This is a genomic window from Actinomadura sp. K4S16 (assembly GCF_008327685.1).
Lineage (GTDB): Bacteria > Actinomycetota > Actinomycetes > Streptosporangiales > Streptosporangiaceae > Spirillospora.
On record NZ_BDDE01000033.1, the window covers coordinates 35,633 to 59,325 of the forward strand.

Annotated in this window: 24 protein-coding genes; 15 read left to right on the forward strand and 9 right to left on the reverse strand. The window is 73.3% G+C overall.

The features are described 5' to 3' along the window. The first annotated feature begins 53 nt into the window (after positions 1–53). The 5 genes from K4S16_RS43175 (at position 54) to K4S16_RS43195 (ending at position 3,799) form a co-directional block, all read left to right on the forward strand. A complete protein-coding gene (locus K4S16_RS43175; protein ID WP_149264927.1) occupies positions 54–341 on the forward strand; it encodes a hypothetical protein in 288 nt (95 codons plus the stop codon). 266 nt (positions 342–607) lie between these two features. Next, positions 608–880, forward strand: a complete 273-nt coding sequence (locus K4S16_RS43180; RefSeq protein WP_149264928.1) for a hypothetical protein — start codon at positions 608–610, stop codon at positions 878–880. 99 nt (positions 881–979) lie between these two features. Then, positions 980–1,219, forward strand: coding sequence for a hypothetical protein (locus tag K4S16_RS43185; RefSeq protein ID WP_149264929.1), 240 nt, complete (start codon positions 980–982; stop codon positions 1,217–1,219). After that, entirely contained in the window at positions 1,216–2,586 is a 1,371-nt protein-coding gene (locus K4S16_RS43190) for a hypothetical protein (RefSeq protein WP_149264930.1), read from the forward strand. The genes K4S16_RS43185 and K4S16_RS43190 overlap by 4 nt, the downstream gene beginning before the upstream one ends. 283 nt (positions 2,587–2,869) lie before the next feature. Further along, entirely contained in the window at positions 2,870–3,799 is a 930-nt protein-coding gene (locus K4S16_RS43195; protein WP_149264931.1) for an alpha/beta hydrolase family protein, read from the forward strand. Here K4S16_RS43195 and K4S16_RS43200 read toward each other — a convergent pair. Both K4S16_RS43200 and K4S16_RS43205 read right to left on the reverse strand, forming a co-directional pair. Further along, positions 3,786–5,003 carry a PP2C family protein-serine/threonine phosphatase gene (locus tag K4S16_RS43200; RefSeq protein ID WP_149264932.1) on the reverse strand — a complete coding sequence of 406 codons (1,218 nt, stop codon included), beginning with the start codon at positions 5,001–5,003 and terminating at the stop codon, positions 3,786–3,788. The two genes, K4S16_RS43195 and K4S16_RS43200, sit on opposite strands and share 14 nt — an antisense overlap. Before the next feature lie 150 nt (positions 5,004–5,153). Next, positions 5,154–6,986: a serine/threonine-protein kinase gene (locus tag K4S16_RS43205; RefSeq protein ID WP_149264933.1), complete on the reverse strand. Its 1,833-nt coding sequence runs from the start codon at positions 6,984–6,986 to the stop codon at positions 5,154–5,156. Positions 6,987–7,282: 296 nt separating this feature from the next. On the opposite strand from K4S16_RS43205, the gene K4S16_RS43210 reads away from it, so the two are divergent. The 3 genes from K4S16_RS43210 to K4S16_RS43220 all read left to right on the forward strand — a co-directional run bounded on the left by K4S16_RS43210 (position 7,283) and on the right by K4S16_RS43220 (position 10,849). Further along, complete coding sequence (locus tag K4S16_RS43210) at positions 7,283–8,146, forward strand: arpA protein (protein ID WP_149264934.1); 864 nt, start codon at positions 7,283–7,285, stop codon at positions 8,144–8,146. A 13-nt stretch (positions 8,147–8,159) separates the two neighbouring features. Further along, entirely contained in the window at positions 8,160–8,969 is an 810-nt protein-coding gene (locus tag K4S16_RS43215) for a class I SAM-dependent methyltransferase (protein ID WP_149264935.1), read from the forward strand. 86 nt (positions 8,970–9,055) lie between these two features. Then, positions 9,056–10,849: a choline/carnitine O-acyltransferase gene (locus tag K4S16_RS43220; protein WP_149264936.1), complete on the forward strand. Its 1,794-nt coding sequence runs from the start codon at positions 9,056–9,058 to the stop codon at positions 10,847–10,849. Here K4S16_RS43220 and K4S16_RS43225 read toward each other — a convergent pair whose 3' ends face one another. From K4S16_RS43225 to K4S16_RS43245, 5 genes are all read right to left on the reverse strand, one after another. Then, on the reverse strand, positions 10,850–11,425 hold the full coding sequence (locus K4S16_RS43225) for an antibiotic biosynthesis monooxygenase (RefSeq protein WP_149264937.1): 576 nt from the start codon (positions 11,423–11,425) through the stop codon (positions 10,850–10,852). Between the two features lie 62 nt (positions 11,426–11,487). Next, positions 11,488–12,693 (reverse strand): ABC transporter permease, encoded by a 1,206-nt coding sequence (locus tag K4S16_RS43230; RefSeq protein WP_149264938.1) that lies wholly within the window; start codon positions 12,691–12,693, stop codon positions 11,488–11,490. Beyond that, positions 12,690–13,400 carry an ABC transporter ATP-binding protein gene (locus K4S16_RS43235; protein ID WP_149264939.1) on the reverse strand — a complete coding sequence of 237 codons (711 nt, stop codon included), beginning with the start codon at positions 13,398–13,400 and terminating at the stop codon, positions 12,690–12,692. Before K4S16_RS43235 ends, K4S16_RS43230 begins: the two co-directional genes overlap by 4 nt. After that, on the reverse strand, positions 13,397–14,524 hold the full coding sequence (locus tag K4S16_RS43240; protein ID WP_149264940.1) for a peptidoglycan-binding protein: 1,128 nt from the start codon (positions 14,522–14,524) through the stop codon (positions 13,397–13,399). Before K4S16_RS43240 ends, K4S16_RS43235 begins: the two co-directional genes overlap by 4 nt. Next, positions 14,524–15,039: a hypothetical protein gene (locus K4S16_RS43245; RefSeq protein ID WP_149264941.1), complete on the reverse strand. Its 516-nt coding sequence runs from the start codon at positions 15,037–15,039 to the stop codon at positions 14,524–14,526. Before K4S16_RS43245 ends, K4S16_RS43240 begins: the two co-directional genes overlap by 1 nt. Before the next feature lie 148 nt (positions 15,040–15,187). Between K4S16_RS43245 and K4S16_RS43250 the strand changes: the two genes are divergently transcribed. Then, on the forward strand, positions 15,188–15,844 hold the full coding sequence (locus K4S16_RS43250) for a response regulator transcription factor (RefSeq protein WP_149264942.1): 657 nt from the start codon (positions 15,188–15,190) through the stop codon (positions 15,842–15,844). Further along, positions 15,841–17,142 carry a cell wall metabolism sensor histidine kinase WalK gene (locus K4S16_RS43255; protein ID WP_149264943.1) on the forward strand — a complete coding sequence of 434 codons (1,302 nt, stop codon included), beginning with the start codon at positions 15,841–15,843 and terminating at the stop codon, positions 17,140–17,142. The genes K4S16_RS43250 and K4S16_RS43255 overlap by 4 nt, the downstream gene beginning before the upstream one ends. Positions 17,143–17,155: 13 nt before the next feature. On the opposite strand, the gene K4S16_RS43260 is transcribed toward K4S16_RS43255, so the two are convergent. Continuing rightward, positions 17,156–18,010 (reverse strand): helix-turn-helix domain-containing protein, encoded by an 855-nt coding sequence (locus K4S16_RS43260; protein WP_235037443.1) that lies wholly within the window; start codon positions 18,008–18,010, stop codon positions 17,156–17,158. 290 nt (positions 18,011–18,300) lie between these two features. On the opposite strand from K4S16_RS43260, the gene K4S16_RS43265 reads away from it, so the two are divergent. From K4S16_RS43265 to K4S16_RS43285, 5 genes are read left to right on the forward strand one after another with little or no spacing between them, the layout of a single operon-like run. Further along, positions 18,301–19,635, forward strand: a complete 1,335-nt coding sequence (locus K4S16_RS43265; RefSeq protein ID WP_149264945.1) for an ATP-binding protein — start codon at positions 18,301–18,303, stop codon at positions 19,633–19,635. Next, positions 19,632–20,066, forward strand: a complete 435-nt coding sequence (locus K4S16_RS43270; protein WP_235037444.1) for a roadblock/LC7 domain-containing protein — start codon at positions 19,632–19,634, stop codon at positions 20,064–20,066. The genes K4S16_RS43265 and K4S16_RS43270 overlap by 4 nt, the downstream gene beginning before the upstream one ends. Beyond that, complete coding sequence (locus tag K4S16_RS43275; RefSeq protein WP_149264946.1) at positions 20,063–20,419, forward strand: DUF742 domain-containing protein; 357 nt, start codon at positions 20,063–20,065, stop codon at positions 20,417–20,419. The genes K4S16_RS43270 and K4S16_RS43275 overlap by 4 nt, the downstream gene beginning before the upstream one ends. Continuing rightward, positions 20,397–20,993, forward strand: a complete 597-nt coding sequence (locus tag K4S16_RS43280; protein ID WP_149264947.1) for an ATP/GTP-binding protein — start codon at positions 20,397–20,399, stop codon at positions 20,991–20,993. The genes K4S16_RS43275 and K4S16_RS43280 overlap by 23 nt, the downstream gene beginning before the upstream one ends. Next, positions 20,990–22,207, forward strand: coding sequence for a cytochrome P450 (locus K4S16_RS43285; protein ID WP_149264948.1), 1,218 nt, complete (start codon positions 20,990–20,992; stop codon positions 22,205–22,207). Before K4S16_RS43280 ends, K4S16_RS43285 begins: the two co-directional genes overlap by 4 nt. Here K4S16_RS43285 and K4S16_RS43290 read toward each other — a convergent pair. Next, positions 22,176–23,579, reverse strand: coding sequence for an SPFH domain-containing protein (locus K4S16_RS43290; protein ID WP_149264949.1), 1,404 nt, complete (start codon positions 23,577–23,579; stop codon positions 22,176–22,178). The two genes, K4S16_RS43285 and K4S16_RS43290, sit on opposite strands and share 32 nt — an antisense overlap. Between the last annotated feature and the right edge of the window lie 114 nt (positions 23,580–23,693).

A 23,693-nucleotide genomic window follows, 5' to 3' on the forward strand; every position in this document is an offset into this window, starting at 1 on the left:
GGGACATCCGGTCTCCACCTTGAGAGCCGGGCGCAACAAGGAGAAAGAACCAGATGAAGTCCTTCAGCTACACCGATCTCGACAAGCTCACCGGCGAGGTCCTGCCGGAGCGCGCCGTGCTGTCCACCCTGCTCGCCGGTGGCGGCCACGGCCACGGCCACAACGAGAACGGCAACTTCAACTTCAACCACGGCGGCCACGGCGGCCACGACGGCTTCACCGCCGTCGTGCCGCTGTGCCAGAGCGTCGTGACCAGCCACGAGGGCCTCCTGGGCCTCATCGGCGCGGACAACGAGTCGCACTTCGTCTGCTCCAGCGCCGCGGTGGTCTCGCGCGGCTGAGCCGAGCGAGCGTGAAAGCGGGCCACGCCCGCATGAGAAGGGCCGGCGTACAACGCCGGCCCTTCCTCCCTTTCAAAACTTGGAACAAAGGGAATCCCAAGCCACCCCCTCGCCCGCCGCGACACGACGAATCCGCCGGTCAGAGCTAGCTTGGATACGCATCGTCACGCATGCTATACGTAGAGTCACCTCGCTCCGATCTGGAGTGGGGAAGGGACATCCGGTCTCTACCTCGAGATTCGGGCGCGACAAGGAGAAAGAACCACATGAAGTCCTTCAGCTACAGCGACCTCGACAGGCTCACCGGCGAGGTCCTGCCGGAGCGCGCCGTGCTGTCCACCCTCCTCGCCGGTGGCGGCAACAGCAACGAGAACGGCAACCTCAACCTCAACCACGGCGGGGGCGGCGAGGGCTCCACCGCCGTCGTGCCGCTGTGCCAGAGCGTCGTGACCAGCCACGAGGGCCTTGCGGGGCTGCTCGCCGCGGACAACGAGTCGCACTTCGTCTGCTCCAGCGCCGCCGTGGCCTCGGGCCACTGAGCCGAGCGAACGTGAACGCGGGCCACGCCCGCACGGGAAGGGCTGGCATGCACCACGCCAGCCCTTCCCCCTTCCAGAATCGACGCGAAAGCCAGAACAATGCCTCAGACGAACCCGCCCACCGTCCGCTACACCGACCTCGACCGGTTGTCGGGCGAACTCCTGCCGGAACGGATCCTGCTGTCGACCGTCGGCGGCCGATCCGGCACCAAGACGGCGGAGGCCTGCCGCCACGAGCACTACCTCGGAACGGCCGGCCTCCTCGGCACCGGCCTGCTCGCCGAGCCCGAGCACACGGCGAAGACCTGCGTGCCCATCCTGTACAAAGACTTCAAATGAAGGGCCCTGCGACAACGGGCGGTGACACGGCGGGCGGCAAGGCGGCCGGCGACGCGGGCTCGACGGGGACACTCGTCCTGCCCGCGCTCGCGGACGGCGCCGAGCTCATCGGCGAGTTCAAGAACTCCGGCTACCGCGACACGCCCCAGCTCGTCCGGCTGCCGAACGGGCAGCTCGTCCGGCTGCCGCCGCTGCTGTACCTGGTCGCCGAGGCGCTGCACCGGCACCGCGACCTCGCCGGCACGACCGACGTCGAGACGGCGCTCGGCCGGGTCGCCGAGGCGGTCTCCGAGCGGGCCGGCGCGCGGCTCACCGGCGAGCAGGTCGTCTACCTCGCCGACCAGAAGCTCGCGCCGCTCGGCGTCACCACCTACAGCGACGGCACCGAGCCGCCGGTCGTCCGGGCCGACCCGTTCCTGGCGCTCCGCTTCAGGATCGCGGTGTTCCCCGAGTCGGTCACCTGGTTCGTCGGCGGGCTGTTCGCCTGGCTCTTCAGGCCCGTGGCCATGGCGCTCATGCTCTGCGCGTTCGTGGCCGGCGAGGTCTACGTGCTCACGTCCCGGTCGATCGCCGACGCCCTGTCGTTCGCGATCCTCAACCCGGTCAGCATCCTGCTGGTGATGGTGCTCGGGATCGCCTCGTGCGCGTTCCACGAGGTCGGGCACGCCTCGGCGTGCCGGTACGGCGGCGTCCGCCCGGGCGCCATGGGCTGCGGCGTCTACGTGGTGTGGCCCGCCTTCTACACCGACATCACCGAGTCGTACCGCCTCGGCCGCCTGGGCCGGCTCCGCGCCGACCTCGCCGGCGTCTACTTCAACGGCATCTTCGTCGTCGGGTTGACGCTGGTGTACCTGCAGACGGGGTTCGCGCCGCTGCTGCTCGCGGTCGTCTACGTCAACCTGGAGATGGTGCAGCAGCTGCTGCCGACGCTGCGGTTCGACGGGTACTACATCATGTCGGACCTCATCGGCATCCCCGACCTGTTCCGGTACATCGGGCCGATCCTGCGCCGGGCGCTGCTGCGGCGCCGCGACCCCCGGCTCGACGACCTCAAGCGCTGGCCCCAGGTCTTCGTCACGGTCTGGGTGCTGACGGTGATCCCCACGCTGGCGGTCCAGGTCGGGCTGATCAGCACCCAGATCCCCGCGCTGGTGGTCAAGGACTGGGGGATGATGCGCAAGCTCGCGTCCGCCGCCGCCGACGGCGCCGACCCGGTCACGCTGGTCACCTCGGGGCTGCAGATCGTCCTGCTGGTGCTGCCGCTGTTCGGTCTGGCGTTCATCCTGTACGGCTTCGCGCGCGGGCTGGTGCGGTGGCTCGTCCGGTACGTGAACGCGCCCGTCGCCAAGACCGTGTCCGGGACCTGAGAGGCCCGGGCGGCGAACGCGCCGGGCGCCGCCAGAGTGGCGCCCGGCGCGTTCCGCGTTTCCAGGCGAATGCATTTTATAAGCTTTTCCCATTGCGCTTCGGGAAGCCGGGGCACGGGAATCCTCGAGACCCGGGAGAGAAAAGCTCCACGCAAAAGATCTCTCCTTTTGCAAAGGCCGGCACAACCCGCGGCCGGCGTTTCCGGAAGGCCCCGCGTTGCTCCGTCGCCCCGCCCCCGCCGCATGGCTGGGGGCCCTCGCCCTCCTCCTGCCCCTGGTGTTCATGGATCGGTCCATCGCGGCCGCGCCGGAACGCGCCGAGGTCGTCGCCGAGACGGCCGTCGCGCCCCGCACTCTCGACCTGACCATCACCTCCCCTGCCATGGACGGCCGCCAGAAGGCGCGGCTCCTGCTCCCGCCCGGCTGGTCGCGGCACGCGGAGCGCACCTGGCCCGTACTGTGGCTGCTGCACGGCGGGGTCGACGACTACACCGCCTGGACCCGCGACACCGACGTCGCGGAACTCACCGCCCGGACCGGGGTCATCGTCGTGATGCCGAACGGCGGCCGCTGCGGCAATTACTCCGACTGGTGGAACTACGGGAAGGGCGGCCCGCCGCGCTGGGAGACGTTCCACATGACCGAACTTCGGGGGATTCTCGAACGGGACTACCGCGCCGGCCCCCGTCGCGTGATCGCCGGCAATTCCATGGGCGGCCTCGGCGCCATGCTGTACGCGGCCCGGTTCCCCGGCTTGTTCGAGGCCGCGGCCGCGTTCAGCGGCTACCTGGACACCCTCTACGGCCACGAGCCCGGGGACGACACGACCGGCTGGGGACCGGCCCTGGCCTGCCCCGGAACCGACTGGCGGCGGGTGTGGGGCGACCCCGACGACCAGGCGGCGATCTGGCACGCCCACAACCCGACCGACCTCGCGGGGCGGCTGCGCGGTGTCCGGCTCTGGGTGGCGAGCGGCAACGGCAAGGCCGGCTCCCTCGGCGGGCTGCCGTTCACCGATCCGGTGGAGGCGGCCGCGAACGACCACGCGCACTCGTTCGTGGACCGGCTGCACGGCCTCGGCATCCCGGTCACCGCCCGCTTCTTCGACGGGCAGCACGACTGGCCGTACTGGCAGCGCGACCTGCACGAGGCGTACCCGATGCTCATGGACGCCCTGGGGCTCGCCCCCTGCTCCGGGCTCAGCCGTTCTTGAGCCGCTCCGGGGCGTCCTCCACGCCGAGCGGCCCGTGCCATTCGAGGAGCAGGACGGTGGCGTCGTCGTCCAGGCGCCCCGCGTGGTGCTCCAGGATGTTGTGGACGAGGCGCCGGAGCGTCTCGGGGACCGACAGCCCGTCGGCCTCTCGCCGGATGATGAAGTCGACGAAGCGGTCGAGCCCGAATTCGTGCTTCTCGGGGTCGCGGGCCTCCACGATCCCATCGCTGTAGAAGAGGATCCTGTCGCCCGGTTCCAACTGCTCGGTGCACACCTCCGGGCGCACGCCGAGGCCGGTGCCGAGCGGGGCGCCGGGCGGGCACTCCAGCGTGGTGACCCAGCGCGATCCGCGGATGACGACGGGAGGAGGGTGCCCGTACGAGACCCACGACAGCACGCCCGACGGCAGGTCGAGCTCGGCGAGCACGCCCGTGACGAACCGCCCGGTCGGATCCTGCTCGTGCAGCACCGCCTCGATCGCCTCGCCCGCCTCGACGAGCCCGGCCCCCTGCATGCGGCTGTTGCGGCAGGCCGCGACGGCGAGGTTGGAGGTCAGCCCGGCCGCGGTGTCGTGGCCCATGGCGTCGAAGATCAGGAGATGGACGGTGTCGCCCGCGAGCGCGTAGTCGAAGGTGTCGCCGCCCAGCATGTAGGCCGGCTCCAGCGCGGCGCCGATGACGACCTGGTCGTTGGCGAAGGTCATCGGGGGCAGCAGCCGCCACTGCATCTCCGCCGACACCGTCATGTCCCTGGTCCGCACCAGCCGGGAGTAGGAGTCGCTGTACGGCCCCTTGCTGACGATGATCAGCGCGACCAAACCGGCCAGGGACTCGGCCTCCTCGTGGGCCCGGGCGTCGTCGCGGCGGACGGTCACGCGCAGCACGCCGAGCCGCTCGGCCCCGTCCAGGATCGGCACCCAGTACTGCCGGCGGCCGTCGTCGAGGCCCTGCCCGGCCGCCGGCTCCATTGTCTGGAAGGCCCGGCCCGCGACCGTGCCGTCGACCCTCAGCTCCGGGGCCTCGGACCCGGGGTCCTGTCCGGCGTCCGGGCCCTTGCCGGTGAGCAGGCGCAGCACCGTCTGCTGGAGGTCCACGACGTAGATGCGCGCGTCGTGGAGGCCGTGGTCGGCGGCGTGCCGGGCCACCGCGCCCGGCAGCTGCTCCATCGACATCAGATGGCTGGCCGCCAGCAGCTCTGTCAGCATCGGTTCGCCGCCCTGCGTCTCGGATGTTCGGAACGGTGCACTCCGCCGCCCCGCGGGCGGACCACCGTTCTCCGGGACCGCGTCGCCCCTTTACCAGACCCTACCCTCCCGTTCTCCTCCCGAGTGTCGCCAGGTGGCGCCCGGTCCGGCTCAGGACCTCGACGGGGAGGGGCCCGCGGGCAGCAGCGCGGCGATCCCGGGCTTCAGCAGGCCGCGGACGCTCGCGTAGGGGGCGGCGAAGTTGAGGTTGCCGCAGCCGTCGCTGCCGCCGTGGAGGTAGGAGAGCTCGAACCCGGCGGGGGTGAAGAACGCGCTCAGGGCCGGCGGGTCGGGCTCGCCGCTCGTCGAGCCCGGAAGCGTCTGCGGCGAGAAGTCGGCGACCTTGAACGCGCCGTCCGCGGTGCTGCAGTCCTCCCATCGGCGCTCCGTGGAGCCCGGCTTCTGCCGGACGAGCCCCTGGAGCCGCCGTACCCCGTCGGCGGTGAGCGTCGAGGGCTGGAAGACGTCGGCGGCGGTGAGCCGGCGGCCGGTGCGCAGGTCGACGGTGACGACCTCGCCGCCCGGGGAGCCGTCCGCCTGCTGGCAGTTGTCCGACAGCATGAAGTAGCGGACGGAGACCAGGCGGGGACCGCGCATCCCGAGCCTCGTCTCGGTGCCCAGCTTCACGGGCTTGCCCTTGCAGTCGATCGAGGCGGCCTGCTTCTTGGACGCCGCGATGAGCCGGTCCAGCGGCCCGCGGAGCTCGGTGTTGACCCGGCGTTGGAGCGCGGGGTCCTTCAGGCCGGTGACCTTCGGGTACTGCGCGTTCTGAACCACGATCGCCGGGTTTGCGAGCCGCTGGTTGTCGGCGACCAGCGCCACGGCGGCGGGCGCGGGCGCGGGCGTCGGCGGGGGCTTCTCGTCCCGCACCGCGTAGACGACGCCGCCCGCCGTCGCGGCGACCACGGCGGCCCCGGCGGCGGCCAGCGCGCCCTTGCCGGCGGCGGTGGCGAGGAAGCCCTTGCTCACGGCCGCGCCCGCGGTCCCGGCGCCGCCCGCGCCGCCGCCCGCGCCGGCCGTGCCCGCGGTGCCCGCCGCTCCCGCGGCGGACGCTCCGGCCGCGGCGGACGCCCCGGGCGCGACGGCGAGGGCGCCGAGCGGGAACAGCGCGGCCAGGGCGACCGCGGCGGCGGCCAGGGCCCGGACGCCCCGCTGCTCCCAGTCGCCCCCGTAAGCGGCGACGGCGACGCTCTCCAGCCACGTCACGAACTCCGCCGCGCCCGGCGGCCGCTCCCCCGGGTTCTTCGCCATCCCGTGCAGGACGAGCGGGCGCAGCGGCTCTGGCACGTCCCGCACGTCGACCTGCTCGGTGAGGTGCTTGTTCATCAGGGCCGCGCGCTCGGCCGCCGTGAAGGGGCGCCGCCCGGTGACGCACTCCACGAACACGCACGTCGCGGAGTACACGTCGGTGGCGGGGGTGGCGGGATCGCCGCGCCACTGCTCGGGCGCCATGTACACCGGCGTCCCCGCGAGCGACCCGCCGCCGGACAGCACGGCGATGCCGAAGTCCACCAGCTTGCTCAGGCCGTCGGGCCGCACCACGACGTTCGCCGGCTTGTAGTCGCGGTGCACGACCCCGACGGCGTGCGCCGCCGCGAGCCCGAGCAGCGAGCCCTTCAGCACGAGCAGCGCCGCCTCCGGGGCCAGCGCCCCGTGCTCGCGCAGCACCTCCTTCAGGGACGCGCCGTTCACCGCCTCCATCACGATCGCCGCGCCGTGCTCGCCCTCCACGAACTGGTAGAGGCGCGCGACGTACGGGCTCGTCAGGCGGCCGAGCATCTGCGCCTCGGCCCGGAGCCCGGCGATCGCGGCGGCGTCCCCGCCGACCAGGTACTTGATCGCCACCGGGGTGCCGGACTCGGCGTGGCGGGCGAGGACGACCCGCCCCTGCGCCCCGCGCCCGAGTTCACGGTCCTCGGTGAACCCCGTCAGCCGCCAGTCCATTCGCCGCTCCCGCCGCTCTTCTGATCATGTCTCCCATGACGGTGACGCCACCGCGTGAGGAAAGGTTCGCGGAAAGTCCGCACGGGCGCCACGGCCGGCGCCGGGCCGCGCCGGGACCCCGGTGAGATGGGACACACCGCCCGCGAAGCGGCCCCGCGCCCGGGAACGGTCCAAGGCACAGGTCACGGGCCGGGCTTGTCATTCGGTGACAAAGTGCGAGAAAAATGCGCGGCCATGAATTCGCGGAGGGAGTGTGCTAGAACCCGTTGGTGTTCGCCGACCGCGAAAGGATCTACATGGGCGCAGCGGAGGCACTCGCAGAGGTCGTCGACACGGAGCGCTATCCGCTGGCCGCACCGGGCGGCGCCGGATGGGACGCCCTCGTCTCCCGCACCAGGGACGAGCTGGCGAAAACGGGCTGCTGCGTGCTGCCCGACTTCATCCGCCCAGCATTGCGGGACGCGCTGCACGCGGAATGCGCGGCGATCGCCCCGCACGCGCATTACGACGTCGAAACGGTGAACGCCTACAACATCGACGTGAGCACGCCATTGCCGGATGACCATCCGGGGCGCATCACCGTCGAGCGGGGCAACGCGTTCGTCGCCCGCGACCGCATCCCCGCCGGCTCCGTCGTCCACCGGCTCTACGCGAGCGGCCTCTTCCAGCGGTTCGTCGCGGGCTGCTTCGGGCTGCCGCGGGTGCACGAACTGGCCGACCCGCTGTCGGGGCTGGTCCTCAACGTCGTCAACCCGGGGATGGAGCACCCCTGGCACTTCGACACCAACGAGTTCACGGTCAGCATGCTGACGCAGGAGCCCGAGGACGGGGGCGTCTTCGAGTACTGCCCCAACATCAGGTCGGCGGCGGCGGAGAACTTCGGGGACGTGCGCCGCGTGCTGACCGGGCACGGCGGCGACCTCGTCCGCCGCCTCACGCTCCGCCCCGGCGACCTGCAGCTGTTCAAGGGACGGTACTCGCTGCACCGGGTCGCCGAGGTCCGGGGGGACACGGCGCGGCACACGGCGATCTTCGCCTACAGCGAGCGCCCTGGGGTCATCGGCAGCGTCGCGCGCACGAGGCAGCTCTTCGGCCGCGTCCTGCCCGAGCACCGGGCGGCGGAGGGGCGCGCCGTCCGGGTCGACCGGCTGCTGGACTAGGAGGCACCCGCCCGTGCGCACGGACACCACTGGGAAGATCTCGCTCGACCACATCTACACCAGCCCCGATCCCCGCGCCTACTTCGGCACGCTGCGCGGACTCGACTACGCCATCCCCGACCTGGCCGGACCGCACTTCCAGCGGCTCATCGCCGAGTACCGGGAGGCGCGCGGCGTCCCGGTCCCCACCGTCCTCGACATCGGCTGCTCCTACGGCATCAACGCGGCCCTGCTGAAGTACGGCGTCACGATGGGCGAGCTGTACGAGCGCTACGGCGGCTCCGACGCCGCCGGGCTCACCCGCGCCGCGCTGCTGGCCCGGGACCGGGATCTGGTCCGCTCCCGCGAGACGGCGGACCGGCCGCGCTTCCTCGGGCTGGACGCCTCCGAGAACGCCCTCTCCTACGCCCTCGAGGCCGGATTCCTCGACGGCGCCGTCCACGCGGACCTGGAGAGCGGCGACCCGACCGCCGAGCAGCGCGCCCAGCTCGCCGGGACGGACCTGGTCATCTCGACGGGCTGCCTCGGATACGTCACCGAGCGCACCGTCTCCCGCGTCGTCGAGGCGCACGAGAGGCGCAAGCCGTGGATGGCGCACTTCATCCTGCGGATGTTCCCGTTCGACCCGATCGCCGAGGCCCTCGACGCCGCCGGGTACACGACCGTCCGCCACGACGGCCTCTTCCGCCAGCGGCGGTTCGCGACGCCGCAGGAGCAGGCGCTCGTCCTGGACCGCCTCGCCCGGGCCGGGGTCGACCCGAGCGGCCTGGAGGCCGACGGCTGGTTCTACGCGCAGCTCTACGTCTCCCGCCCGCGCGACTGACCGCACCGCCCGACTGACCGCACCACATGACCGACCCCGCGCAGTGACCACCCCGGGCACTGACCGACCATGGAACAAGAGGACCGATGAACGCCGGCGAAGAACTCTCGTCCCGCACCTTCGGCAATGAGGAGCGCCTGCCGCGGGTGCCGCTGCCCGCGCTCGACGCGACCTGCGAGCGGTTCCTGGAGTGGTGCGGGCCGCTGCTGACCGCGGACGAGCTGGCCCGGACGGAGTCGGCGCTGGCCTCCTTCGCCCGCCCGGACGGCCCGGGCCGCGCGCTGCACGCGGCGCTGGAGCGCTACGACGCGCAGGAGGGCGTGCACAGCTGGCTGGACACGTTCTGGCCCTACCGCTACCTCGGCCGCCGCGACCGGATCGCGCTGAACGCCAACTTCTTCTTCCTGTTCAAGGAGTCGCCGGAGGGGCAGGCCGAGCGCGCGGCCGGGCTGATCGCCGGGGCGCTGGACTACAAGCTGCGGCTCGACCGCGAGGAGATCCCGCCGGTCGTGCAGCGCGGCCGGCCGCTGTCGATGGCGCAGAACCGGTTCCTGTTCTCCACGACGCGCATCCCGGGCGCCGAGCAGGACACCGTCCGCGCCCCCTACACCGACGCGTGGCCCGGCCCGTCCGACGCCCGCCACATCGTGGTGTTCTTCCGCGGGAACATCGTCCGGATGGACGTGCTGGGGCCGGACGGCTCCCCCCACACGCTGGACGAGCTGCGGGCGGGCCTCGCCGCCGTCATGAAGGCGGAGGCGGCGCCGGAGCCGTCCGCCGGGCACCTCACCACCAAGGCCCGCGCCGAGTGGGCGGCGAGCCGCGAGGCGCTGCTCGCCCTCGGCAACGCCCAGGCGCTCGACGAAATCGAGACGGCCCTGTTCTGCGTGTGCTTGGAGGACTTCACCCCTGAGGACGACCTCGACGCCTGCGACCACCTGCTCCACGGCGACAGCGCGAACCGCTGGTTCGACAAGGCCGTCTCCTTCGTCGTGTTCGGCGACGGCACCGCGGGCATCAACGTGGAGCACTGCGGCCTGGACGGCACCACGATCCTCAGCTTCGTCGACGCGGTGCTGGGCGAGGCCCCGGAGAAGCTGTCGCAGCGGTCGGGCGCGCAAGCGCAGGGGCTGCCGGTCACGGAGACGATCGAGTTCGCCCTGGACGACGGCCTGCGGGCCGACATCCGCGACGCCGCGGCGGCGTTCGCCGACTACGGGGCGGCGACGGCCACGACGACCGTCTCGTTCGAGGACTTCGGCGCCGACGACGTCAAGAAGCTGAAGATGTCCCCGGACGCCTTCGTCCAGATGGCCTACCAGCTCGCCCACAAGCGCGCGAAGGGCCGCGTCGGCGCCACCTACGAGTCGATCGCCACCCGCCAGTACCGGCACGGCCGCACCGAGGCCATGCGCGTCGTCACCCCCGAGGTGGTCCGCTTCGTCGAGGCCATGGACGACCCCTCGGCCACGTCCGCGCTCCGCCTGGAGGCGTTCCGCGCCGCCGCCGACGCCCACGTCCGCCGGGCGAAGGAGTGCCAGTCGGGGCAGGCGCCCGAGCAGCACCTCTGGGAGCTCCAGCTCATCCAGAAGCGGCGCGGCGCCGAGCTGGGCGTCACCGAGCCGCTCCCGCTGTTCGACTCCCCCGGCTGGCTCGTGATGCGGGACGACTACCTGAGCACCAGCTCCGCGCCCTCGGTGAACATCCGCTACTTCGGGTTCGGCTCGACCAGCGAGCAGTGCATCGGCGTCGCCTACGTCCTGCTCCCGGACCGCTTCAACCTCTACCTGAGCACCCCGCGGCAGGTCGCGGACGCGATGCGGGGGTTCGCCGACCGGCTCCGCGAGGCCGTCCGGGAGCTGCGGGACCTGCTCGCCTGATCAGCGGCCGGGCTTGGCCGGCCGGTGGCTCCGCCCGACCGGGTAGAGCCAGCGCCGGAACGCCCGGCTGAGCGCGGGCATGACGAACAGGGTGAGCACCGGGATCACCAGGACCGGGAACGTCAGCGCCCGCACCGGCAGCGGCCAGGCCTCCGTCAGCGGCGTGACGAAGGCCTGGAGCAGCAGCGCGATCGGGTACACCGCGCAGAACGTCACCACGATCATCTTGAGCTTGGAGGGCGGCGGGACGGACTCGCCGGGCAGGCTGAACCAGGTCTCCATCCCGGTGGTGTCCTGGCGGTGCTCCTCGGCGATCCCGCGCACCCGCCCGATCCACTCCGCGCGCTCGTCCGAGGCCAGCCAGCGGTCGAGCCGCTCCTGGTCGGCGAAGTTCACCACGGTGTAGTACCGGTGCCGCGACCCCTCCGCGCGCAGCCAGGTCGCGCCCCGGTGCCCGGGGAACCGGGTCGCGACCTCGTGGAGCCCCTCCGCCCACTCCTCGAAGTCGCGCTCCCGGCCGGGTTTGACGTCCCAGGTGAACACGCTCGTGACGGGCTCGGTGTCGGTTGCGGCCATGTCCCCTGTCTCACCCGTCCTGTCCGTTCCATTCGCCTATGCGCGGATCAGGTAGGTACGGATCAGGTGGTGGCGAGGGCCTCGGTGGGGCTGAGGCGGGACGCCCTGATCGCCGGGTACAGGCCGGCGACCGCGCCGATGAGCAGGGTCGCGGCGACGCCGCCCAGCACCGCCCACGCGGGGATGACGACCGGCCACCCCTGGGACACGGCGTAGACGGCGGTGACGGACGCCCCGACGACCGCGCCGCCGAGGCCGCCGAGCGCCGACAGCAGCAGCGACTCGGCGAGGAACTGCGTGCGGATCTGGCCCCGGGTCGCGCCGAGGGAGCGGCGCAGCCCGATCTCCGACCGCCGCTCCAGCACCGAGATGACCATGGTGTTGGCCACCCCCACCCCGCCGACGAGCAGCGCGACCGCGCCGAGGCCGAGCAGCAGGCCGGTGAACGCCTCGCCCGCCGCCTTCTTCGCCGCCAGCGCGTCCGACGGCCGCGACACCTCCACCTCGTTCGGCGCCTCGGGGTTCGCGGTCGCGCCGAGCACGTCCCGGACGTCCTCGACGCTCGCCTCCGCCGACCGGGTGTAGATGGTCGTCGGGTGCCCGTCGAAGCCGAGCCGGGCCTGCGCCGCGTCCCAGCCGACCAGCGCGGCGCTGTCCAGCTCGGGGGCCAGCGCCGCCGGCTCCAGAATGCCGATCACGGTGAACCAGCGGCCGCCGATGAGCACCTGGACGTCCGGGGCCGCGTGCCCGATCCCGAGGCGCCGCGCGGCGGTCGACCCGAGGACGGTCGCGGGGAAGCGGCCGGTCGCCGTGTTCAGCCAGACGCCGCTGCGCAGCCTCGCCCCCGTCGCGGCGCGCAGGTCGGTGCGGGCCGCGTAGGCCGCGATCCCGCCCGTCTCGGTCTTGGGGATCTTGCCCGTCCGGTAGACCTTCGCGCCGTCCACCAGGCCGGTCGCCGACACCTCCCGGACGGGGGCGATCCGGGCCACCATGGCCTCCGACTCCAGGGGCAGCTCGGCCTTGTCGCCGGTCAGGGTGCTGCCGGGCGAGACGGTCAGCAGGTTGGTGCCGAGCGCGGCGAGGGCGCGGTCGAGGTCGGCGCGCGAGGAGGAGGACACCCCGACGACCGCGACCATCGCGGCGATCCCGATCGCGATGCCGAGCGCGGACAGGAACGCCCGCAGCGGCCGGGTCCGCAGGCCGACCGCGCCGACCCTGAGCACGTCGCCCGGCCACATCCGGGCCGGCTGGAGCGTCCCGGCCGTCATCGCTCCGCCCCCGTGAGACGCGCGGCCTCGGAGACCGGCCCGTCCGCCGCCGAGTCCTCCACCACGAGGCCGTCGCGCATCCGGACGCGGCGGGGCAGGCCCGCCGCGATCTCCCGGTCGTGCGTGATGATCACGACGGTGGTGCCGGCGGCGTGCAGCTCGCGCAGCAGCGCCATCACGCCCTCGCCGGACGCCGAGTCGAGCGCGCCGGTCGGCTCGTCGGCGAGCAGCAGCGCGGGCTCCCCGGCGACCGCCCGCGCGATCGCGACGCGCTGCCGCTCGCCGCCGGACAGCTCGTGCGGCTCGTGCTCCAGCCGGTGGCCGAGCCCGACCCGCTCCAGTGCGGCCGCCGCCCGCCGCCGCCGCGCCGCCGGGCGCAGCCCGGAGTACAGCAGGCCGTCCGCGACGTTGTCGATCGCCCGGGTCCCGGCCGCCAGGTGGAAGTGCTGGAAGACGAACCCGATGCGGCTCGCGCGCAGCGCCGACAGCTTCGCGTCCGGGAGCCGCCCCACGTCGTGGCCGTCGATGCGGATCTCGCCGGAGGTGGGGCGGTCCAGGGTGCCGAGCATGTTCAGCATGGTCGTCTTCCCCGAGCCGGAGGGGCCGACGATCGCGACCAGCTCGCCCGCGCCGACGTGCAGCGACACCCCGGCGAGGGCGTGCACGCCGCCCGGGTACGACTTCACCACGTCCCGCAGCCTGATCATTTCGGCACCCCCACGAGCGTGCCCTCGGTGATCCCCGGCCCGGAGACCTCGACCTTCCCGTCGGCGAACATGCCGGTCTCCACCGGGACGTACGACGACGCGGTGCCCTTGACGACCTCCACGCCGAAGCCGCCCTCCCGCAGCGCGACCAGCGCGGACACCGGCACCGTCAGGACGTTCTCGCGCTGCCCGGCGGTGAACTCGACGTCGGCCGAGGCGAGCGCGAAGCGGGCCGCGGCCTTCTTCGCCTTGGCGGAGGAGAGCCAGATCGTGACCTCCACCTTCGTCGTCGGGTCCTCCCCCTGCTCGCCCGGCTCGATCACCGTGGTGACCTCGTCGATCTTCGCCGCGACCGCCGGGCCCTCCGGCAGCGTCACCTCGACGCGGGCGCCCTTCTTCGCGAGCCGCTGGTCGGCGGTGTCCAGTTCGACCGTGACGGCCTGGGTGGTCCCGGTGTAGTCGAGGACCTTCTTGCCGGGTGCGGCGGGCTCGCCCGGATGCGCCGCGACGGCCTCGACGCGGACCGGCCCGTCCGCGAACGCGACCCGTCCGACGTCGACGACCCCGGTCTCCGCCACGCCGATGTCGTCCTGCCATTCCTGGACGGCCTCGGCGGTGTCGGAGGTGTACTCGTCGTCCACGGTGAAGCCGTCGTAGCCGAGCGCGCTGAGGTTCTTCTCGAACCGCTCCACGTCGGAGCCCTCGGTCCCGATCCGCAGCGGCCGGTAGGACGGCTTGGACCCGTACATCAGCACGACCGGGTCGCCGTCGACCTCGTACAGCCGGTGCCCCCGGGTGATCTGGTCGCCGCTGTCGGGCAGCCAGGTGATCGTGCCCCTGGCCTGGCTCGTCGCGGTCATGGTCGGGCCGTAGCCGAGCTGCCCGTCCTCGGTCTGGGTGTCGCTCAGCGTCTGCCTGGCCACCTTCGCCGTGCCGGGCGGTAGGTCCGCGGCCCGCTCGGCGCCCCCGTCCCCGCCGGCGCGCAGCACCGCCGCGGTGGCGACGCCGCCCGCCGCGACCACGGCGGCGACGGCCAGGGCGATCCTCCAGCGCGGCCGCCGCCTACGGCGGACGCGGCGATCCTCCAGCGCGGCCGGCGCGCGTTCCGCGGTGGTCTCCCCCATCACTTCCTGCCGCCCTGCAGGACCTTCTCGCACGCCTGCTGCGCGGTCTCCAGGTCCGGGTCGTCGCCGACCGTCTTCTTGTCGATCCGGATGCCGGGCTGGTTCGGGTCGGGGTCCGGGAAGTTCTCCACGCCGTTCTTGCGCATGCACGCGGCGAACTCGCGGGCCGCCTCCTGCATCTTCGGGTCGGGTGCGCCGGTGCGGTTCTCCATGGGGCTGTACTGCCGGCACGCCTCCATGGCCTTGTCCACGACGGCCTTGTTGCCCTTGACCTTGACCCGGGCCCCCTCGCCGGGCTTCGGGTCCTCCATGTCGACGCCGTGCTCGCGCATGCACTGGGCGAACTTGACGCCGCGCTCCTCCGGGCTGAGCTGCTCGCCGCCGCCCTGCTTCGCGCCGCCCTGGCTCGCGCCGCCGTTGGCCGAGGCCACGGTGCCGCCCCTGTCGTCCGAGCCGCACCCGGTCAGCGCCAGCGCCAGCGCGAGCGGCAGCGCGGCCAGAATCCGCAGTCCCATGTCTCCTCCTCCGCGGCCGGAGCGGTTCCGGCCGACGAGGAGCGATGCAACCCGGCGGCGCGTTTCTCCCGTGTTTCCGCGCCGAAGAAGCGATCACTAACGGAAACGAAACACGGCCTCCGGCACCATCGGCTCCGGAGGAGGCCTCATGAGAGTGCTGGTGGCAGAGGATGAGCGGCTCCTGGCCGACGCGATCGCCGAATGGCTGCGGGACGACGCGCACGCCGTCGACCTCGCCTACGACGGCGCGGCGGCCCTGGAGCGCGTCACCGTCAACGACTACGACGTGGTCGTCCTGGACCGCGACCTGCCCCTCGTCCACGGCGACGAGGTGTGCCGCGAGATCGTCCGGGGCGAGACCGCGGCGCGGGTGCTGATGCTCACCGCCGCCGCGGAGATCACCGACCGCGTCGACGGGCTCGGCCTCGGCGCCGACGACTACCTGACCAAGCCGTTCGCGTTCCCCGAGCTCGCCGCCCGCGTCCATGCGCTCGGCCGCCGCTGCCGCCCGGCCGCGCCGCCGCGGCTGCACCGCGCCGGCATCACGCTCGACCCGGCGCGCCGCGAGGTGTTCCGGGACGGGCGCTACGTCCCCCTCGCGCGCAAGGAGTTCGCCGTCCTGACCGAGCTGCTGCGCGCCGAGGGAGCCGTCGTGTCCGCCGAGCAGCTCCTGGAGAAGGCGTGGGACGAGCACGCCGACCCGTTCACCGGCGCCGTCCGCCTGACCGTCCTCAAGCTGCGCCGCAAGCTCGCCGACCCGCCCGTCGTCGAGACCGTCAAGGGAGCGGGGTACCGGATCCCATGAGGCTGTCGCTGCGCGCCCGGCTCACCATCACCTACGGCGGCCTGTTCCTGGTCGCCGGCGTGGTGCTGCTCGGCGCGACCTACGCCCTGTTCGACCAGCAGCTCTCCCGGTCCGGCACGAAGGTGCTCGCGACGCGGCTGAACCCCGGCCCCGGCGGCGTGCCCCCGGCCGGGACCACGCAGGCGATCACGGAGCCGAGGACGCCGGCGGAGGCCCGGGTGATGGCCGACGCCGACGACTGGATGCGCAAGCAGCGCGACGAGCTGCACGACGCCGCCGTCACCTCGCTGGTCACCCAGGGGTCGATCGCGCTGCTCGTCGTCGGCGGCGCCGCGGCGGGCTTCGGCTGGCTCATCGCGGGCCAGGTCCTGTCCCCGCTGCACCGCGTCACCGAGACCGCCCGCCGCATCGCCGGCTCCCCCGCCGCCGACCGCGGCCTGCACGAGCGCATCGACCTGCGGGGCCCCCGCGACGAGGTGAAGGAGCTCGCCGACACCTTCGACACGATGGTCGAGCGCCTCGACCGGTCCTTCGACGGCCAGCGCCGCTTCGTCGCCAACGCCTCCCACGAGCTGCGCACGCCGCTCACCCTCGGCCGCGCGCTGGTCGAGGTGGCGATGCACCGCGAGTCGGCGTCCCCGGACGTCCGGCAGCTCGGCGAGACCCTCCTGCAGATCAACTCGCGGCACGAGCGCCTCATCACCGGCCTGCTGCTGCTCGCCCGCTCGGAGAACGAGATCACCAGCCGGGCGCCGGTCGACCTGGCCGACGTCGTCGCCCACGTCGGCGCCCAGACGGCCCTCGAAGCGGACGGCGCCGGCATCACCGTCGAGACCGAGACTTCCGAGGCCATGACGGCGGGCGACGCGCTCCTGCTCGAACGCGTCGTGCAGAACCTGCTGGAGAACGGACTGCGCCACAACACCGAGTCCGGCTGGGTCTCGGTGTCCTGCCGGACGGAGGACGGCCGCGCCGTCCTGGAGGTCGCCAACTCCGGCCCGGCCGTCCCGCGCTACGAGATCCCCGCCCTCTTCGAGCCCTTCCGCCGCCTCGACAACGACCGCCTCGTCACCGCGAAGGGCGCGGGACTCGGGCTGTCGATCGTCCAGTCCATCGTGCGGGCCCACAACGGAACCGTGACCGCCGCGCCCCGGCCGGGCGGCGGCCTCACCGTCACCGTCGCCCTGCCGTCCGCGGACCCGGAGGACGGCGACGTCCTGCCGGGCGCGCCCGCCCAAGCGCCGCGCGACCTCCCGGCGGGGCGCGGCGGCCGCGCCAGATCCGCCGTGCGCTCCTAGCCGCTCGCCCCCGTCACCGGGGCGCGCCGTTGCCGGACATCCCGCGGGCGCCGAGGCTGCGCAGCTCGCGCGGGCTGACGCCGAAGCGCTGCCGGAACGCGTGGCTGAGCGCGCTGGCCGAGGAGAACCCGGTGGCGTGCGCGAGGTCGGTGATGGTGACGTGCCGGTCGTGGGGGTTGCGCAGCCGGTCGCGGACCAGCCGGAGCCGCTCCTCGCGGATCAGCTCGCGGGGCGTGGTCCCGGCGCGCTGCAGCGCGAGCTGCACCTGCCGCAGCGACCAGCCGAGGTCCTGCGCCATCGCGGCGCCGGTGAGCCCCGGATCGGTGGCGTGCTCGCGGACGTAGCGGCGCACGACCGCCTCCACCTCGGCGAGGTGGCCGGGGGCGGGCGGGCGCTCCTCGCCCGCGAGCAGGAGGCACAGCAACTCGGTGATCCGCTCGCACGCGGCGTCGAACTGCCGCACGGTGAGGGTGCGGCGCTCCTCCCCGACGGCCCGCACCATGTCGGCGACGACGCGGCCGAGCCCGGCGGACAGGTCCAGGCCGGTCACCGGGCGGGGCGGTGCGCTCACCCGGCCGTCCATCTCGCGGGCCGGGATCGTCATGACCAGTGCGCGAGCCGGCCGCGGCTGGACGACCCGGAACGGCGCCGCGGGCGCGATGAGGCCGCCGGTGCCGGGCCGGAGCCGCGCCTCGCGGCCGTCCTGCATCATGAGCATCTCGCCGTGCAGGGGGAGCAGGAACCGGTAGCCGCGGTCGCGGCGCGCCTGCCCCGGGGTGCGGACGTAGTCGGAGCGGTCCGACAGGTACAGGACGAGCCGGAACCGGGCGCCGTTCTGCCTGGCCGGCCCGCCGAGCACGTCGTCCACCGCAGGCCCCTCCACCCCCGCCGCCGTAGATCGTTCGCGGGCGAGCGTAGTACGGCCGCCGCCAATGAATCAGGCGAATCCATCGGAAAGTAACCTGATTCAGACTGTGGGTGATCTTGCGATGCGCCCGGTGGCAAGTTCTCTGCGCGCGAGCACAAGCGCATCCCGGCGCACCCGTCCTACGGTGCCGAAACCGCGGCGTATCCGCGCCGTCCCCCACCAGCCATGAGGCGGTCCGCCGTGGACGCGGCCGGACCCGCCTCGCCGAAAACCCCTGCACCGAGGATCTGATGGAGCAATTCCTCTTGGCGGCGGCGCTCGTCGTCGTGGCGGGCGCCGGCATCGCGGCCGCCGTCCTGCTGGTACGCCAGCGGCAGGAGACGGCCGGCCTCCGCGCGCAGAACGCCGTCCTGGCCCGCGGCCTCGACCTGCGCGAGAAGGAGCTGCGGCACCTCGCGGACGTCCGGCTGCCGGAGCTCATGGAGTCCCTGCACAACCCCGGCGTGCGCGTCACCGGCCCGCTGCACGACCTCGACCGCGAGGCGCCCGCGTTCGGGCAGGCGCTGCGGACCGTCACCGAGCTGTTCGCCGGGTCCGCCGCGCGCGTGCGGGAGCGGGCCGACCTGTCGGCGAAGTCGACGCTGCGGGCGATGATGCGCGCCGTGCAGAGCCTCGCCAACGAGCAGCAGCTCGCCATCTCCGACATGCAGGAGCGCCACGACGACCCCGACGTGCTGGAGGGCCTGCTCCGCGTCGACCACATGAACGCCCAGCTCGGGCGGCGCGCCCAGGCCACCGCGGTGCTGTGCGGGTCGTGGCCGGGGCAGCAGCGCTCGGCGTCGTCGATGAGCGACGTGGTGCGCGGCGCGACCTCCCGCATCCGCGACTACCTGCGCGTCAACATCCAGGGGCCGGTGAACACCGCGGTGACCAGCCGGGCCGTGGAGCCCATCGTGCTGACCCTGGCCGAGCTGCTCGACAACGCGGCGCGGCACTCGCGCCCCGACACCACCGTCGAGGTCAACTTCCAGTCCACGCACAACGGCGTCGCCATCATGATCGACGACGCGGGGGTCGCGATGGACGCCGAGGAGCTCCAGCGCGCCGCCGACCTGCTGTCCGGCGACGCGTCGGTCGACATCCACCGGCTCGGCGACCCGCCCCGCGTCGGGTTCGCGGTGGCGGGCGTCCTCGCCGCCCGGTACGGGTTCCGGGTGTCGGTCGACACGCGCTCCCCCTACGGCGGCGTGCGGGCCGTCGTGTTCGTGCCGAGCGCGCTTCTCACCGACGTCCCGGACGAGCGGGCGCCCGAACGGTCCGCCGCGTCCCGTCCGGCCGGCGAGGGCCCCGCGCCCGCCGCCGCGGCCGGCGTCCCCGCCACCCCGGGCGGGCTGCCCAAGCGCACCCGCGTCGCGGTCGCCGAGCGCCCCGCCGGGGCCGCCGCGACCGCCGAAGACCAAGAACCGCCCGCCGCGCCGGACGCGGGGGCGCAGCCGCCGGCCAGGCCGGCCCGGGAGACCGCCGCGGGCCTCGGCGCCTGGCAGCGCGGCACGCGGTCCGGCCGCGCCGCGGCGCCGTCCGACGCGGACGGCCCCGGCATCGAGAGCAAGGACCTGCGGCCATGAACGAGGGGTGGAACGGCGCGATGGACGACGGTACGAACCGGCTCGGCTGGATGCTGGACGACGCGCTGCGGATGCCGGAGACCCGCTACGCGATCCTGCTGTCGGCCGACGGCCTGCTCATGGCGCACTCCGCGCGGATCAGCAGGGACGAGGCGGAGCGGCAGGCCGCCGGCATGGCGGGCCTCCAGTCGCTCGCCCGCAGCACCGCCGAGTTCTGCGGGGACGCGGGCACGACCTGGCGGCAGACGGTCAACGAGTTCGACGACGGGTACGTCTTCCTCGTCGCCGCCGGCCCCGGCGCGTACCTGGCGGTGTCCGCGACGCAGCACGTCGACATGGAGACCGTGTCGTTCCGGCTCCAGGAACTCGTCCAGCGGCTGGGCAAGGAGATGACCACCCCGCCGCGGCCGGGCGCGGGCCGTCCCGCATGACCCCGCGCCGCAGCAGGCGGGCCCTGGTCCGCCCGCACGTCGTCACCGGCGGGCGGGCGCACCCCACCCGCAACGTGTTCGACCTCGTCACCCTCGTGACCGCGGTCGGCGATCCGCCGCGCACCGGCCTGTCCCCGGAGAAGGCCCGCATCGTCGAACTGTGCCGCGGCGGCGCGCTGTCGGTCGTCGAGATCTCCGGCCATCTGAGCCTGCCCGTCGGGCTCACCAAGGTGCTGCTGTCCGACCTCGTCGACAGCGGGCACCTCACCACCCGGGCCGCCGCGCCCGCCGCCCAGCAGTCCAAGGCCCGGCTCCTTCAGGAGGTGCTCGATGGACTCCGCGCTCGCCTCTGACACCCCCTATCTGCGCGAGAGCGTCCGGACCGCCGTGAAGATCCTCGTCGTGGGGCACTTCGCCGTCGGCAAGACCACCTACGTCGGGACGCTGTCGGAGATCCGCCCGCTGCGCACCGAGGAGCGGATGACGCAGGCCGGAGCGGCGGTGGACGACCTCGCCGGCATCCGCGACAAGACGACCACGACCGTCGCTATGGACTTCGGGCGCCTAACCCTCAGCGACGACCTCGTCCTGTACCTGTTCGGGGCGCCGGGGCAGCAGCGGTTCACCCGGCTGTGGGACGACCTCGCGCGCGGCGCCCTCGGCGCGCTGATCCTGGTCGACACCGCCCGCCTCCAGGAGTCCTTCGCCGTCATGGACATCGTGGAGAAGCAGGGCCTCCCGTACGCGGTCGCCGTCAACCACTTCGAGGGCGCGCCGCGCTTCCCCGACGCCGAGGTGCGCGAGGCCCTCGACCTCGCGCCGGCGACCCCGCTCGTCAGCTGCGACGCCCGCGACCGCACCTCGTCCACCGAGGCGCTCATCTCGCTCGTCGACCACCTCCTCACCCTGGACGGGGAGAAGCCATGACCACCGACCAGTCGTATCCGGGCGGGCCGTACACCGGGCCCGAGCGCGTCGCGCTGTACGGCCCGGAGTTCGCCAAGGACCCGCAGAGCGCCTACGCCCGGATGCGCGCGTACGGCGACTTCGCGCCCGTCGAGCTGTCGCCGGGCGTGCCGGCGACGCTCGTCCTCGGCTACGACGCCGCGCTGGAGATCCTGCGCGACCCCGCCACGTTCCCGCGCTGCAGCGAGGTGTGGGAGGAGGAGGTCGGGCCCGAGTGCCCGGTGCTGCCGATGATGATGTCGCGGCCCAACGCGCTGTTCACCAACGGAAGCGTGCACGCCCGGCTGCGCTCGGTGATCGTCGAAAGCCTGGACCGGGTCGACCCGGTGTCGCTGCGCGAGAACACCGCGCGCAGCGCCGACAGCCTCATCGACCGGTTCACCGGCGACGGCAAGGCCGACCTCATCGGCCAGTACGCCCGCACGCTGCCGCTGCTGGTGTTCAACGCGATGTTCGGCTGCCCCCGCGACATCGGCGACAAGCTCGTGCGCGGCATGAGCGCCATCTTCGACACCGTCTCCGCCGAGGAGGGCAACGCGCTGCTCGTGGAGGCGACCGGCGAGCTGGTGGCGCACAAGCGCGCGCATCCGGGCGCGGACGTGACGTCCTGGATGATGAGCCACCCCGCCGGGCTCGACGACCTGGAGATGGCCCACCAGCTCATCCTGCTGGTCGGGGCCGGCACCGAGCCGGAGCAGAACCTCATCGCCAACGGCATCCTGCTGCTGCTCTCCGACGACCGGTTCGGCGGCGACCTGTCCGGCGGCTCCCTGCCCGTCGAGGACGCGCTCGACGAGATCCTCTGGACCGACCCGCCGATGGCCAACTACGGGACCACCTTCCCCCGCCAGGACATCGACTTCCACGGGTACCGGCTGCCCGCCCACCAGCCCGTCCTGGTCAGCTACGCCGCCGCGAACACCGACCCGTCCCGGGCGTCCGCCGACCGCAAGGGCAACCGCGCCCACCTGTCCTACGCGGGAGGCCCGCACACCTGCCCGGCGAAGAGCCACTCCCGGCTGATCGCGTCCGTCGCGATCGAGACGCTCCTCGACCGGCTCCCCGACGTGGAGCTGGCCGTCCCCGCGGAGCACCTGGAATGGCGGCCGGGCCCGTTCCACCGGGCCCTCACCGCCCTCCCCGTCACCTTCCCGCCTGACCAGGCCCTTCCGTAGCGGAGCGCAGCGCGCCGACGACCGCGGCGAGCTGCGTGATCAGGCCGGCCACGCTGGTCTGGTCAGCGCCGTTCACGGTGACGGTGCGCAGCTCGTCCGGCTTGGGCAGCTTGGCCATGATCTCGGGCAGGGAGGCGATGAGCCGCGCCTGCACGGCCGCGGGGGTCCGCTCGTTCTCCAGCGCGGCGCGCGCGGCGTCGCGCTCCAGATCGAGCAGCGACTGCTCGTGCCGCGACCTGGCGCGCATGTCGGCGAGGGCCAGCTCGCCCTCGGTGCGCAGCCGGGCCAGCTCGTGGTCGCGCTCGATGCGCAGCCGCCCCGTCTCGGCCTCCTCCTCGTGCCGCTCGCGCTCCATCCGCAGCGCGTGCCGCGTGGTCTCGGTCTGGAGCTCGGCGACCTCGCGGGAGTCGTCGTGCTCGCGCCGGGTGCGGCGCAGCTTCTCGGCCGCCTCGGTGTCGAACAGCTGCGACTCGTTGCGGGCGCGCAGCTCGGCGAGCTCGCGCTCGTGCTCCAGCCGCTGCGTCTCCTTGATCCGCGCGGCGGCCATCTCCCGCTGCGCGACGGCCTCCTCGGCCTCCAGCTCGGCCAGCCGCGCGATCTGCGCCTGCTCGGCGCGGTAGGGCTTCTGCAGGTTCTCCCAGAGCCGGGACGAGCTGACCACGGCCTCCTTGATCTGCACCGTGACGATCCGCAGGCCGAGCCCCTGGTCGCTGTTGTCCTCGCCCTCGGCGACCGCGCGCAGCCGGGCCGTCAGCTCCTCGATGATCGGCTGCTTGTCGCTGAGGACGTCGCGCACCCCCATCGTGGCGACCTTGTCCTTGATCGCCGCCTCGGCCTGCTCGCGGAGCTGGAGGTTCACCAGCCGCATCGGGTCGTCGCCGCCGAAGTCGAGCTTGCGGTAGGCGGTGCCGAAGTCCTGGATGATCCACTGCACGTAGCCCTGGACGAGCACGCCCTGCAGCTCCCGGCAGATGCAGTAGGCGTTGATCAGGATCGTCTGCGTCGCGCCCGGCACCACGAGGAAGGAGTCGGTGGCCGGGTTGAACCGGAACGACACCCCGAGGCCGATGTGCAGCGGCTCGGCGCGCCCGCGCCGGGTGTGCACGACGAACGCGTTCGGCGGGACGAGCACGTTCTTCCACCGCCAGAACCCGCTGATCCGCACGTCCACGGGCCCCGCGGCGGGGCGGTCGGCGGGCCCCGCGGCGCCGAGGGCGCGGTCGCGCTTGGCCAGCGGTCCCGGCGCCGGGGCGGCGCCGACCGCGCCCGGAGGCGGCGGCGGGGAGCGCCTCGCCTTCAGGTCGTCCTCCAGCACCGCCTGCTCGGCGACGACCTTGTCCAGATAGCTGTTGCCCTGGCCTGAAGCGCTCATCTCGCTCCCCCGGAATTCCGTGTGGCCGCCACATTAATGAACCTTTTGTTTGGATGCGTGCGTATTTGCGAGCGTGGCGACACATGAGGCGACGGCGACGCGCAAAAGGGAGCC